At 69.1% G+C, this 13,069-nt stretch carries 12 protein-coding genes; 1 reads left to right on the top strand and 11 read right to left on the bottom strand.

Features of this window, described 5'->3' with window-relative positions; all coding sequences use genetic code 11:
* The first annotated feature begins 60 nt into the window (after positions 1 to 60).
* Positions 61 to 1,182 (top strand): M24 family metallopeptidase, encoded by a 1,122-nt coding sequence (locus GYB83_RS16520; protein ID WP_161896501.1) that lies wholly within the window; start codon positions 61 to 63, stop codon positions 1,180 to 1,182.
* A 7-nt stretch (positions 1,183 to 1,189) separates the two neighbouring features.
* Here GYB83_RS16520 and GYB83_RS23910 read toward each other — a convergent pair whose 3' ends face one another.
* From GYB83_RS23910 to dop, 11 genes are all read right to left on the bottom strand, one after another.
* Entirely contained in the window at positions 1,190 to 2,200 is a 1,011-nt protein-coding gene (locus GYB83_RS23910) for a DUF4333 domain-containing protein (RefSeq protein WP_161896500.1), read from the bottom strand.
* A 103-nt stretch (positions 2,201 to 2,303) separates the two neighbouring features.
* Complete coding sequence (locus tag GYB83_RS16510; RefSeq protein WP_161896499.1) at positions 2,304 to 5,066, bottom strand: DEAD/DEAH box helicase; 2,763 nt, start codon at positions 5,064 to 5,066, stop codon at positions 2,304 to 2,306.
* A 3-nt stretch (positions 5,067 to 5,069) separates the two neighbouring features.
* Complete coding sequence (gene tatC, locus GYB83_RS16505) at positions 5,070 to 6,005, bottom strand: twin-arginine translocase subunit TatC (protein ID WP_161897551.1); 936 nt, start codon at positions 6,003 to 6,005, stop codon at positions 5,070 to 5,072.
* Between the two features lie 85 nt (positions 6,006 to 6,090).
* Positions 6,091 to 6,336: a Sec-independent protein translocase subunit TatA gene (gene tatA, locus GYB83_RS16500; protein ID WP_161896498.1), complete on the bottom strand. Its 246-nt coding sequence runs from the start codon at positions 6,334 to 6,336 to the stop codon at positions 6,091 to 6,093.
* Positions 6,337 to 6,423: 87 nt separating this feature from the next.
* Positions 6,424 to 7,383, bottom strand: a complete 960-nt coding sequence (locus GYB83_RS16495; protein WP_161896497.1) for a helix-turn-helix transcriptional regulator — start codon at positions 7,381 to 7,383, stop codon at positions 6,424 to 6,426.
* Positions 7,380 to 8,372 carry a helix-turn-helix transcriptional regulator gene (locus GYB83_RS16490; RefSeq protein WP_161896496.1) on the bottom strand — a complete coding sequence of 331 codons (993 nt, stop codon included), beginning with the start codon at positions 8,370 to 8,372 and terminating at the stop codon, positions 7,380 to 7,382. The genes GYB83_RS16495 and GYB83_RS16490 overlap by 4 nt, the downstream gene beginning before the upstream one ends.
* 16 nt (positions 8,373 to 8,388) lie before the next feature.
* Entirely contained in the window at positions 8,389 to 9,747 is a 1,359-nt protein-coding gene (pafA, locus tag GYB83_RS16485) for a Pup--protein ligase (RefSeq protein ID WP_161896495.1), read from the bottom strand.
* Position 9,748: 1 nt separating this feature from the next.
* Positions 9,749 to 10,468 (bottom strand): proteasome subunit alpha, encoded by a 720-nt coding sequence (gene prcA, locus GYB83_RS16480; RefSeq protein ID WP_161896494.1) that lies wholly within the window; start codon positions 10,466 to 10,468, stop codon positions 9,749 to 9,751.
* On the bottom strand, positions 10,465 to 11,283 hold the full coding sequence (gene prcB / locus GYB83_RS16475) for a proteasome subunit beta (RefSeq protein ID WP_161896493.1): 819 nt from the start codon (positions 11,281 to 11,283) through the stop codon (positions 10,465 to 10,467). Before prcB ends, prcA begins: the two co-directional genes overlap by 4 nt.
* Complete coding sequence (locus GYB83_RS16470) at positions 11,280 to 11,471, bottom strand: ubiquitin-like protein Pup (protein ID WP_161896492.1); 192 nt, start codon at positions 11,469 to 11,471, stop codon at positions 11,280 to 11,282. Before GYB83_RS16470 ends, prcB begins: the two co-directional genes overlap by 4 nt.
* 76 nt (positions 11,472 to 11,547) lie before the next feature.
* The gene (gene dop / locus GYB83_RS16465; protein ID WP_161896491.1) at positions 11,548 to 13,053 is read right to left on the bottom strand and encodes a depupylase/deamidase Dop; all 1,506 of its coding nucleotides are present in this window, start codon (positions 13,051 to 13,053) and stop codon (positions 11,548 to 11,550) included.
* Between the last annotated feature and the right edge of the window lie 16 nt (positions 13,054 to 13,069).

Raw genomic sequence — 13,069 nt, 5'->3', positions numbered from 1 at the left:
CCACTGTTCCACATCCCTCCGACATCTCGCGGCACGAGGTGTCCGCGTAACGTTGCCGACATGGCAGATCGATTCCCGTCCGACGTGTACGAACGACGTCTGCGGCGCGCCGCCGAGCTGACCCGCGACGCGGGCCTGGACGCTCTGATCGTGGGCACCGGACCCGACTTCCGGTACCTCACCGGGTCGCGGGCGGACACGTTCGAACGGCTCACCGCGCTCGTCGTCCCCGCACGGGGGCCTGCGAAAGTGATCACCGCACGGATCGAACTCGCCGCGCTCCGTGAATCCGCCGTACCCGATCTCGGGCTCGACGTGACCGACTGGGTCGACGGCGAGGATCCGTACGCGCGCGCCACCGACGGCCTCCCGCGCGACGCCCGGATCGCCGTCTCCGACTCCCTGCCGGCTCTGCACTTGATCCCGCTCGCGGCCCGTACCGGCACGGCGCCCGTGCTGGCGACCGCCGTGCTCCGCGAGCTGCGCATGATCAAGGACGACGCCGAGCTCGACGCACTGCGCCGAGCGGGCGCGGCGATCGATCGGGTGCACGCACGGATGGCCGAGTTCCTTCGTCCTGGTCGGACGGAGGCGCAGGTCGCGGCCGACATCGATGCCGCGATGCTCGCCGAGGGACACACGGTGGCCGAGTTCATCATCGTCGGCTCGGGCCCGAACGGGGCCGACCCGCACCACGAACACTCCGATCGCGTGATCTCGGTGGACGACGTCGTCGTCATCGACATCGGCGGACCGGTCGCGCCCGGATACAATTCGGACTCCACCCGCACCTACTGCTTCGCGTCACCGCGGCCGGATGTCGCGGCCGCATACGCCGCTCTCGAGGAAGCGCAGGCCGCAGCGGTCGCCGCCGTCCGGCCCGGCGTGCGCGCGGCGCAGATCGACGCCGTCGCCCGGGACATCCTGACCGCGGCCGGATACGGCGACCGGTTCATTCACCGCACCGGGCACGGCATCGGCCTGTCGGTCCACGAGGAGCCGTACATCGTCGACGGCAACGACGACGTCCTCCGCGAGGGCATGGCGTTCAGCGTGGAGCCCGGCGTCTACTTCGACGGCGACTGGGGCGCCCGCATCGAGGACATCGTCATCGTCACGGCCGACGGCTGCGAACCGGTGAACACCCGACCGCACTCGCTCGTGCGACTGCCGGTCGGGTGAACCGGAGTCAGTTGACCGGTCGGGAGACCTCGTATGTGCCGTCGCTGTCCTTGACGGTGACGGTGACGTGCTTGTTCTCGCCGTTCACCTTCACCGAGCACGTGAACGTGACACCCGCGTCGACCTTCTGGCCGTCCGGGCAGCTGACGTCCTTGACGTCGGTGATCCCGTAGCCGTCCGGCTGCGCCTGCGTCAGGATCTTCTGCACGCCCGACTCGACGGCCGACTGCGACAACGACTTCTCGGTCCACTTCGGCCAGATGAAGGCCGTCACGAGGGCGATCGCCGCGATCAACACGACCACACCCGCGATGATCCCGATGAGCAGACCCTTCCCCCGCTTGCCGGACGCGTCGGGTCCGGCCGCGGCCGGGTTCGGCGCGTACGGGTTGGGCGTGCTCGGGTGCAACGTCGAGTCGCCGCCGGGCGCCTGGTAGGCGGGCGCACCGTACTGGGGCTGGCCCGCGGGACCGTAGGCCGGTGCGCCGTACTGCGGGGCGGCGCCCTGCGGCTCGGGCGCGGTCATCGGCGCCGTGCCGAACGACTGGGCTCCGTACTGGGGCGCGGCGCCCTGCGGCTGACCGAACGGCTGGCCGGGCTGCGGCGGAACCGGGGCTTGACCCGGAGCACCGAACTGGGGTGCGGGCTGCTGGGGTTGGGGCGCCTGCGGCTGGGGCGCCCCGTACTGCGGAGCCTGCGGCTGACCGAACTGGGCCGCCTGCGGGGGCTGCGCGAACTGCGTCGGCGCGTACCCCGGCTGCTGGGGCTGCGGCTGAGGGGGCTGCGGCTGTCCGTACCCGGGGGCGGCGGGCGCGATCGGCTGTTCGGGCTTGGCGATGATCTCGGTGGCCTGCGGCGGTGCGGGGGTCACCGGAAGCTGCGAGATCGTCGTCGCGTCCGACGTGTCGTCGGACGACGACGGGATGTCCGGGCGCTGCACGATCGATGTCTCGTCGCCGCCCGCATCCGGCTGGGACGCGGATGCGCCCGTGTCGGTCGGCTCGTTACCAGTGGTCATCGCAGACCTCTCCTCATCGATGGGGATTGCCCGTTTCAACGTCGGATGCCAGGCTACCGCAGCGGACCGCCGTGTCTGGGGACGACGGCCGGTGTCGGACTCCTCAGCCGAGTTCGGACGCCACCACTCCGCGCCGCACCCCGGAGACCGCCCGTTTGGCCGCCCCCGCCAGCGGGTCGGCCGGATCGACGCCGAGACGGATCTGTTCGAGCAGGTCGATGACCTGACGGTTCCAGCGCACGAAGTCGCCGGGCGAGAGTTGATTGCCCTGAGCGGTCGCCGCACCGAGCGCCTCGCGCAGCGTCCGCCCGGACGCCCACGCCGACACCGCGGCACAGAACCCGGTGTCCGGTTCACGCGTTTGAACGACGCCGTGACGTTCCTGAACACGATTGGTCGCCTCCCAGACCCGCAGGGTTCCGGTCAGCGCGTCCCGCATCGCGGGGTTCCCAGGCATCGAATCGACACCGGCCCCGTACGACTCGCGTCGCGACACGAACAGCACCGATGAGACCACCGCGGCCAGGTCGGACGGCGACAACCCGTTCCACACGCCGGCTCGGATGCACTCGGCGACCAGGAGATCGCTCTCGCTGTAGATCCGGCGCAGCACCGTCCCGGTCGGGGTCACCCGAAGCGAGCCCTCTCCGTCGGCCTCGAGATAGTTCAGTTCGACGAGGACCGCCACGACGGCGTCGAAATCGGTCTCCAGCTGCGATGTGCGCTCGCGGACGGCCTTCTCCAACGACACCACGTCCCGTTCCACCCGCGCGCGCCGCTCGGACATCCGATACAGCTCATCGAGGCCCGACGCCTTGTGCATCGGGTGCGTGCGGAGACGGCGACGCAGACCGTCCAGTTCGACGTTCGGCTCGGCGGCCCGCTTCTTGACCCGTCCCCGGGGGCGTTCGATGCCCGACTTCGCCAGGGCGGACGCGATCTCGCGGCGTGCGTGCCGCGAGCGCGTGTCGGCCTTCTTCGGGATGCGGATCTCGCCGAGCACCGCGGGCGGATTCACGAAGTCCGACACGCCGATCCTCCCGACCCACCCGTCGTCGAGCAGGACGAGCGGTTTGGGGTCGGCGCCCTTCCACGCGGCCTCGAGCACCACGGCCAGGCCCCGGTGCCTGCCTGCCTCGACCGAGATCACCTGGCCGCGGGACAGGGCGCTCAGCTCCTCGGTGACGGCGTGTTCACCGTCGACGCGGCGGACGAACCTCTGCGCGCGCTCGGAGCGTCGGATCTCCTCGCGGAGCCCGACGTACTCGGTGAACCGTTCGACGTCGACGCCGCGCCGCGCCGCCGCCGCATCGAGTTCCGCGTCGAGTTTGCGCAGCGTACGGGTCGCGTCGTCCAGCCGCCGGGCCTGCCCGACGATCGATCGGTCGGTCTGGAACTGGGCGAACGAACGACGCAGCAGCGCGCGGGACCCGTCGACGCCGAGCCGGTCGATCAGATTCATCGCCATGTTGTACTCGGGGGCGAACGAACTGCGCAGCGGGAACGTCCGCGCACCCGCGAGGCCCGCGACGCGATCCGGCACCACCTCGGGTGTCCAGATCACCACCGCGTGTCCTTCGACGTCGATGCCCCGGCGTCCGGCGCGGCCGGTGAGCTGCGTGTACTCCCCCGGTGTCAGATCGACGTGCGATTCGCCGTTGTACTTCACGAGTCGCTCCAGGACGACGCTGCGAGCGGGCATGTTGATGCCGAGCGCGAGGGTCTCGGTCGCGAAGACGACCTTCACCAGGCCCCGGGAGAACAGTTCCTCCACGGCTTGACGGAAGGTCGGGAGCATGCCCGCGTGATGCGCGGCGAATCCTCGTCGCAGGGCCCACCGCCAGTCGTCCACGCCGAGCACGTCGGCGTCGCCGGGCGCCAGTTCGGACAGGTGTGCGTCGACGACCGCGTCGACCCGCGCCACCTCATCCGGTTCGAGGAGGTGCAGATCCGAACGCAGGCACTGGTTCAGCGCGGCCTCGCAGCCCGCCCGGGAGAAGATGAAGTCGATCGCGGGCAACAGGCCCTCGGCTTCGAGGTTCGCGATCATACGCGGACGATTGACGCCTCCCGACCGGTTGCCTCGCCGTCGACGTTCGCGGGACAGGCGGTCCTCGTAGCCGCCGACCGCGTCGGCTCCGAGCATGCGGTGTTTGATGTACCGCGACAGGTCGGCGTTCACCTGACGCTTCGCCTTCGCGTCGCCGCCGCGCCGCGGACGTTCGAACAACTCGAACATCCGGTTGCCGACCAGCATGTGCTGATGCAAGGGCACCGGGCGGTGCTCGTCGACGATGACCGCGGTGTCGCCGCGAACCGTCGTGATCCAGTCGCCGAACTCCTCGGCGTTGCTGACCGTCGCGGACAGGCTCGCGACCCGGACGCTCGGATCGAGCCCGAGGATCACCTCCTCCCAAACGGCGCCGCGGAAGCGGTCCGCGAGGAAGTGGACCTCGTCCATCACGACGTGCGACAGACCGTCGAGCGCCGCGGAATCGGCGTAGATCATGTTCCGCAGCACCTCGGTGGTCATGACGACCACGGGTGCGGACGAGTTGATCGAGTTGTCACCGGTCAGCAGGCCGACGTTCTCCTGGCCGTGGACCTGCAGCAGGTCGTGGTACTTCTGATTGCTCAGCGCCTTGATGGGTGTCGTGTAGAAGCACTTCCCGCCCTCCGCGAGTGCCAGGTGCACGGCGAACTCGCCGACGATCGTCTTGCCTGCGCCGGTCGGCGCGCAGACCAGCACGCCGCGACCGTCTTCGAGGGCCTCGCATGCGCGCCGCTGGAAATCGTCGATCCCGAACGAGAGCCGGGAGGTGAAAGCCGTCAGTTGCGGGTCGGAGTGCGGTGAATCTGTGCTCATCCCCTACAGGATCTCATCGAAAGCCGACCCGTCGCGAACCGAATTCCGGTCGCGCGAGGCGCCGAGCGGACCGGACGACGCGACGGCAGTCGGCGCGGGCACCGCCGACGCGCGCGACCGTTCGGTCGGGAGGTCGAGCGGCGATGCCTCGTCGTCGGAGAGATTCGCCCACTCCGGGGCCCGCTTGGCCTTGCGCTTGTCGTGGACGCGCGCCACCTGGATTGCGAGTTCGAGCAGGACTGTCAACGCTCCCGACAGCGCGAGCATCGTGAACGGGTCCTGACCGGGAGTGACGATGGCCGCGAACACGAACATCGTGAAGATCAGGCCGCGCCGCCAGGCCTTGAGCCGCCGGTAGCTGACGATGCCGGTCATGTTGAGCGCCACGATCAGCAGAGGCAGTTCGAAGCTGATGCCGAAGATGATCAGCAGGTGCAGCATGAAACTGAAGTACTGATCGCCCGACAACGCGGTCACCTGGACGTCATTGCCGACGGTCAGCAGGAATTCGAAGGCCTTCGTGACCACGACGTACGCGAGCACGGCGCCGGTGACGAAGAGGACCGCGGCGGCGGAGACGAAACTGACCGCGTACTTGCGCTCGTTGTCGTGCAGACCGGGTGTGATGAATCGCCACAGTTGGTAGAACCACACCGGGCAGGCGAGGACGATGCCCGCGGTGAGCGCCACCTGCAGGCGGAGCATGAACTGGTCGAACGGACCGGTCGCGAGCAGTCGGCAGGCGCCGTCCGGGGTGAGGGTCGCCCGAGTCGACGGATCGAGCTCGCAGTACGGGCGACGCAGCAGTTCGCCGAGGGACTCGATCGGGCCCGGCCCGTGCGTGTACCAGACGAAGCCGACGATCGTCGTCACGACGATGGCGCCGAGCGACAACAGCAGTCGGTATCGGAGCTCGTACAGGTGCTCGGCCAGCGGCATCGAGCCGTTCGGGTTGGTCTTACTGCGCCGCCTGCGCGGATCGAGTCGACGGAAGTTGATTCCCACGCGTCTGTCAGGAGGGCGGCTACGCCGACTTCTTCTCGTCGGACGTCACGTCCACCTGAACCGTCGGCTCCACGGCCGGGAGCTCCTTCGGGCCGTCCGCCGGCTTCTTGTCGTTGCCGTCGTTCGCCATCTCGGCCATCTCCGATTTGAAGATGCGCATCGAGCGGCCGAGTCCGCGCGCGGCCTCCGGCAGCTTCTTCGAACCGAACAGGACCACGACGACCACCAGAACGATTGCCCAGTGCCACCAGGAAAGGGCGCCCATGACAGAACCTCCACACGTGTAACAGATGTCGACCACGACTCTACTCGCCGCGGCCGCTTTCGTCCGATCGAGCCCGACGCGTCGCGGTCAGCGGTATCGGGCGCGGGCGGCCGCCGCGGTCGAAGCGACGGCCGACGCCACGTCGTCCGCCTCCCCCGGAACGAGGCGGACGCTGCCGCCGAAGCTGCGCAGGAACCGTTCCAGCCACTGCGACGACCCGTACCGGAGCACCGCGACGATCGGCCCGTCCGGCTCGCCGTCGAGTTCCACCTCGGCCTCTGCGGCGTAGTACTCCAGCAGCCACAGCGAATCCGGATCGATCTCCACCCGCACGGTCGGCAGATCACCGGTCAGCGTCGACGAGCCCGCGAGCGGCTCCGACGCCGCCGCTGCCTCCGGCGGCGGGCTCGACGGCTCGTCGAGGGCATTCGCCGAGTAGACGCGGTCGAAGCGGAACAGCCGCACTCCGCCGGACGTACGACACCACGCTTCGAGATAGCTCTGCGAGTCGATCGCCTGGATCCGGATCGGATCGACGACGCGGTCGGTCACCTCGTCACGGCTCGGCGTGTAGTAGCGGATCGCGAGTGCTCGGCCCGCCGCGACGGCGTCGCGGATCGACTTGCGCACCGGATCGTCCGACGCCGGAGTGGTCGCGGCGACCGGTGTCAGCGTCAGCCCGACGGCGGCCTCGATCTTCGCCATCGCGCGACGGACCGCGTCGGAGTCGACCGCGCCGGCGTCGAGCAGCATCCGCAGGGCGATGATCAGCACGTTCGCCTCCGCGCCGGTCAACCGCAGCGGGCGGTCCATGCCCGCGGTGAAGCCGACGTGGACACAACCGCTCGAGAACTCGATGTCGATCAGGTCGTCGGGCATGTAGCCGGGCAGACCGCAGACGAACAGCTGCTCGAGGTCCTTGGTGAGCTGCCGCTCGTTGACGCCGAGGTCGGCCGCCGCGACGGACAGTCTGATACCGGGCCTGGCGAGGAAGTACGGGACCATCGCGAGCAGTCGCGAGAGTCGAGTCGGCGCCGCTGTGCTCATCGGACCGCCTCCGCGTCGATCAGCCGGTCGAGCTCGGCGATCACCTCGGCGCGCAGATCGTCCGGGGTCAGCACGACGGCGTCGGCTCCGGCCTCCAGCACCGCTCGGACCAGCGCCGACCGGGAGCGGATCTCGATGTCGACGACATCGCCCCGATCGCCGTCGAGGTCGCTCGCGACCGTCCGGGTCGCCATCCGCCGCAGGAGGTGTCCGCGGTCGGCGGCCAGCCACACCGTCGCCACCGCACCCGACCCGCCGTTCGCGCCCGACACGGCGGCGTCCACCAGAGCGTTCAGATCGACGTCCGTCGGGACGTGCACCTGACCGCGGTCGGAGGCCACGGCCACATCGTCCACCCGGGACAGGCGGAACGTGCGCGTCGCGTCCCGGTCCAGATCGTGACCGATCACGTACCAGCGTCCGCGGTTGCCGATCACGCCCCACGGTTCAAGCCTGCGCGCGTTCCGACCGGTGGGAGTCCGGTGCGTGAACGTGACCGACTGCCGCGCCTCGATCGCGCCGAGCAGGCCGCGGATCGTCGACTCCGATCCCATCGACCGGGTCGCGCCGCCCGACATGACGGCGAGCTCGTCCGACGACGCCACCTCGACACCCGCGGCCCGGAGCTTCAACACCGCGGTCTGCGAGACGACGCTGACGTCGGGATCGCGCCACACCGCCGCGGCGGCGGCGACGGCCGCGGCCTCGTCGGCCTCGAGCGCGATCGCGGGCAGTGCGTAGTCGGCGGGCTTGATCCGGTAGCCCTCATCGGCGGACAGCCGATTGCGGCCGGTCTCGACGGGGATGCCCATCTCGCGCAGCTCGTTCTTGTCGCGTTCGAGCATGCGCTTGAACGTGTCGTCGCTCTGCCCCGCCAGGTCCATGTACCCGATCACGTGCTTGCGCAGGTAGTCGGCCGTCACGTACTGACGCGCCGACATCAAGCAGATGACGAGATTGAGCAGCCGCTCGTTCTTTCCGGTTGTCACGCCGCCATCGTAGAGGCTACAGCGACGAGATGAGCCGATCGACGCGCTCGTCCACATTTCGGAACGGATCCTTGCACAGGACTGTCCGCTGCGCCTGGTCGTTGACCTTCAAATGGACCCAGTCGACGGTGAAGTCGCGTTGCGCCTTGGTCGCGGCCGCGATGAAGTCGCCGCGCAGTTTCGCGCGTGTCGTCTGCGGCGGAGTCGTGACGGCCGCGTCGATCTCCTCGTCGGTCACGACGCGCGCCGCGAGCCCCTTGCGCTGCAGCAGGTCGAAGACGCCGCGTCCCCGACGGATGTCGTGGTAGGCGAGATCGAGCTGGGCGATCTTCGGGTCGCCGAGATCCATCGAGTAACGGTCCTGATAGCGCCGGAACAACTTCTGCTTGATCACCCAGTCGATCTCGGTGTCGACACCGCTGAAATCGCCCGATTCGACGGCGTCCAGCGTCCGTCCCCACAGGTCGACGACGCGGTCCATCGTCGGGTCCGGCGCACGACCGGCGAGGTGGGTCACGGCGCGGGCGTGGTACTCCCGCTGGATCGACAGCGCGGTCGCCGTCTTGCCGCCCGCCAGACGGACCTCACGTCGGCCGGTGATGTCGTGGCTGATGTCGCGGATCGCCCTGATCGGGTTGTCCAGGGCGAAGTCGTGGAACGAGATGCCCGACTCGATCATCTCCAGGACGAGCAGCGCCGACCCGACCTTGAGCATGGTCGTCGTCTCGGACATGTTGGAGTCGCCGACGATGACGTGCATGCGTCGGTACTTCTCGGCGTCGGCGTGCGGCTCGTCGCGCGTGTTGATGATCGGTCGTGAACGGGTCGTCGCCGACGACACGCCCTCCCAGATGTGGTCGGCGCGCTGCGACAGGCAGAGCCTGGTCTCCTGACCGACAGGCATCACCTTGCCTGCGCCGCAGATCAACTGGCGGGTGACCAGGAACGGCAGCAGCACATCGGAGACCCTGCCGAACTCGCCCATGCGGCTGACCAGATAGTTCTCGTGGCACCCGTAGGAGTTGCCCGCCGAGTCGGTGTTGTTCTTGAACAGGTAGATGTCACCGCCGATGCCCTCGTCCGCGAGGCGCTGCTCCGCGTCGACGATGAGCTCCTCGAGGATGCGTTCACCCGAACGGTCGTGGGCGACGAGTTGGGCGACCGAGTCGCATTCGGCCGTCGCGTACTCGGGGTGCGAGCCGACGTCGAGGTACAGGCGCGCACCGTTCTCGAGAAAGACGTTCGACGAGCGCCCCCACGCGACCACGCGGCGGAACAGGTAGCGAGCCACCTCGTCCGGGCTCAGGCGGCGCTGCCCCTTGAAGGTGCACGTGACACCGAACTCGGTCTCGATGCCCATGATGCGGCGTTCCACGTCAGTCCTCTCCCAGGAGTGCGGTGACCCGGTCGACGGCGAGGCGTTTGAACGCCCGCCTCGGCCGCGTGCGATCGAGGACGGCCGCCTCGATGTCGTCTGCGGTGAGCGCGGCGGCGACCGCCGCGTCGCCGTCCTTCGTGTCGGCGGGCGACGCCAAGGCGCGTGCGGCGGCCTGCAGCGCCTGCGCGAGCGTCATGTCCGGGCGGTAGGCGTCCTTCATCGAGGCGACGACGGGCTCGGTGGACCCGCCCATCACGAGGAACGACCGTTCGTCGACGATCGACCCGTCGTAGCCGATGCGGTACAGCTGCGACGGCGTCGCGGCGCCCGGCGCGCCGACCTCGGCCACGCACAACTCGACCTCGAACGGCTTGGCCTGCTCGGTGAACACGGTGCCGAGAGTGTTCGCATAGGCGCTCGCCAGCGACAGACCCGTCACGTCCGCGCGATCGTACGAGAAGCCGCGCAGGTCGGCGAGCTGGATGCCCGCCTTCCGGAGCCCCTCGAACTCGTTGTACTTGCCGACCGCCGCGAATCCGATGCGATCGTAGATCTCGCTGATCTTGCGCAGCGTGTTCGACGGGTTGTGCGCCACGAACAGGACGCCGTCGGCGTAGGTCATCGCGACCACGCTGCGTCCACGGGCGATGCCCTTGCGCGCGAGCTCCGACCGGTCGCGCATGATCTGCTCTGCGCTCGCGTAGTACGGGAACGTCATCGGGTCGCGCTCCTTCGGTCGACGACCGCCTGCGCGGCCGCCGCGATCTCGTCGTCGGGCACATGGGACGCCCCGTCGTCGCCGATCCGCACCGCGGTCGGGAAGATCCGCCGCACCAGGTCGGGCCCGCCGGTCGCGGTGTCGTCGTCGGCGGCGTCGTACAGGGCCTCGACGGCCGCCGACAGCGCCTCGTCCGCCGTGAGTTCGGCGGTGTACAGCTTCTTCAACGACGACCTGGCGAACACCGAACCGGAACCGATCGCCTCGTATCCACCGCGTTCCTCATGGCGCGAGCCCGCGACGTCGAACGAGAAGATCCGTCCGCGCGGCCGGTCGCCGCCGGGAGCGGGTTCGTATCCGACGAGCAGCGGGATGGCGGCCAGACCCTGCATGGCGGCTCCGAGGTTGCCGCGCACCATCGACGCCAGGCGCGAGGCCTTGCCGTCGAGGGTGAGCGGGATCCCCTCGATCTTCTCGTAGTGTTCGAGTTCGACGGCGAACAACCGCACCATCTCGATCGCGATGCCCGCGGTCCCGGCGATGCCGGCCGCCGAATAGTCGTCGGTCTGATACACCTTCTCGACGTCCCGGTTGGCGATCAGGTTGCCCATCGTCGCGCGACGGTCGCCCGCGAGGATCACACCGCCCCGGTACGCGATCGCGACGATTGTCGTGCCGTGCGGGATCTGCTCGGCGTCGAACGCGGTCGCCGTGGGAACCGTCGCGCCGGGCAACCGGTCGGGTGCCGCGACACGCAGGAATTCGGTGAACGACGAGATGTCGTGCTCGGGGAGACCGCCGCGACCGGCGATCACTGCCCGCCCTTCTGAACGTAGGCGCGGACGAAGTCTTCGGCGTTCTCTTCCAGCACGTCGTCGATCTCGTCGAGCAGATCGTCGGTCTCCTCGGTCAGCTTCTCGCGACGCTCCTGACCGGCGGCTCCGCCACCGATCGCATCGTCGTCGCCTGCGCCGCCACCGCGGTGTGCCTGCTCCTGCGCCATCATCGCCTCCTTGAAGGATCGTTGTGCGATCAACCCTACCGGGGCGGCAGGTGAGGCGCGGACGCGAATCGCCGGTTCACCGCGCCGTGAGACGTTCGACGAGGTCTTCGGCGGAACTCGCCGAATCGAGCAGGTCGCCGACATGGCTTCTGGTGCCGCGCAACGGTTCCGGCATCGGGATGCGGACCAGGTTGTCCGAGCCGACGTCGAAGATCACCGAATCCCAGCTGGCCGCGGTGATCTCCCCGCCGAACCGGCGGACCGACTCGCCTCGGAAGTACGCGCGCGTGGACTCCGGCGGCGTCGACACCGCCGCACGCACCTGTTCCTCGGTGACCAGACGCTTCATCGACCCGCGGGCGACGAGCCTGTTGTACAGGCCCTTGTCCAGGCGGACGTCCGAGTACTGCAGGTCGATGAGCTGCAGACGCGACGCGGCCCATCCGAGCCCCTCGCGTTGCCGGAAGCCCTCCAGGAGGCGGAGTTTGGCGGGCCAGTCGAGGATGTCCGCGCACTCCATCGGATCGCGCTCGAGCTTGTCCAGCACGTCGGCCCACGTGGCGATCACGTGCGCCGCGCGCTCGTCGTCGGCGTGATTCGCCTCGTGGAAGGCCGACACGCGGGCGAGGTACTCCCGTTGCAGGGCCAGCCCGGTCAGTTCGCGGCCGTCGGTGAGCGCGACGGTGGCTCGCAGGGTCGGATCGTGGCTGATCGCGTGGACCGCGTCGACCGGCCAGGCGAGTGCCAGGTCGGACAGATCGACGCCGGCCTCGATCAGATCGAGGACCAGGGATGTGGTGCCGACCTTCAGGTAGGTGGCCGTCTCGGCGAGGTTCGCGTCGCCGATGATCACGTGGAGGCGACGGTACTTGTCGGGGTCGGCGTGCGGCTCGTCGCGCGTGTTGATGATCCCGCGCTTGAGGGTGGTCTCCAGACCGACCTCGACCTCGATGTAGTCGGCGCGCTGCGACAGCTGGTAGCCCGGCTCCTCGCCGCGCGGCCCGATGCCGACACGCCCCGATCCGGTGATCACCTGACGGGACGCGAAGAACGGGATCAGTCCGGTGATGACGGCGTCGAACGGCGTGTCACGCCGCATCAGATAGTTCTCGTGCGTGCCGTACGACGCGCCCTTGCCGTCGATGTTGTTCTTGTACAACTGCAAGCGCGGAGCTCCGGGGACGCTCGCCACGTAGCGCGCGGCCTCCTCCATCACCCGCTCCCCCGCCTTGTCCCAGATGACGGCGTCCAGCGGGTCGGTGACCTCGGGCGCCGAGTATTCGGGGTGGGCGTGATCGACGTACAGGCGAGCGCCGTTGGTCAGGATCATGTTGGCGGCGCCGATCTCGTCGGCGTCGATGATCGGCGCCGGACCCGAATGGCGTCCGAGGTCGAACCCGCGGGCGTCGCGCATCGGCGACTCCTCCTCGTAGTCCCACCGCGTGCGACGGTCGCGCCGCGGGACCGACGCAGCCGCGGCGTAGGCGAGCACCGCCTGGGTCGAGGTCATGATCGGGTTCGCCGAGGGGTCTCCGGGAGCCGAGATGCCGTACTCGACTTCCGTTCCGATGATGCGCTCCATGTCCTCAGCTTAGGAG

It is taken from the genome of Gordonia spumicola, from assembly GCF_009932475.1.
Classification (GTDB): Bacteria; Actinomycetota; Actinomycetes; order Mycobacteriales; family Mycobacteriaceae; genus Gordonia; species Gordonia spumicola.
This window is presented reverse-complemented; position numbering and strand designations above follow the sequence as displayed.

Bases quoted from the DNA above. Each gene is read 5' to 3' on its own strand.
- GYB83_RS16520 (WP_161896501.1), top strand. From the start codon at position 61: ATGGCAGATCGATTCCCGTCCGACGTGTACGAACGACGTCTGCGGCGC.
- GYB83_RS23910 (WP_161896500.1), bottom strand. From the start codon at position 2,200: ATGACCACTGGTAACGAGCCGACCGACACGGGCGCATCCGCGTCCCAG.
- GYB83_RS16510 (WP_161896499.1), bottom strand. From the start codon at position 5,066: ATGAGCACAGATTCACCGCACTCCGACCCGCAACTGACGGCTTTCACC.
- tatC (WP_161897551.1), bottom strand. From the start codon at position 6,005: ATGCCGCTGGCCGAGCACCTGTACGAGCTCCGATACCGACTGCTGTTG.
- tatA (WP_161896498.1), bottom strand. From the start codon at position 6,336: ATGGGCGCCCTTTCCTGGTGGCACTGGGCAATCGTTCTGGTGGTCGTC.
- GYB83_RS16495 (WP_161896497.1), bottom strand. From the start codon at position 7,383: ATGAGCACAGCGGCGCCGACTCGACTCTCGCGACTGCTCGCGATGGTC.
- prcA (WP_161896494.1), bottom strand. From the start codon at position 10,468: ATGACGTTCCCGTACTACGCGAGCGCAGAGCAGATCATGCGCGACCGG.
- GYB83_RS16470 (WP_161896492.1), bottom strand. From the start codon at position 11,471: ATGGCGCAGGAGCAGGCACACCGCGGTGGCGGCGCAGGCGACGACGAT.
- dop (WP_161896491.1), bottom strand. From the start codon at position 13,053: ATGGAGCGCATCATCGGAACGGAAGTCGAGTACGGCATCTCGGCTCCC.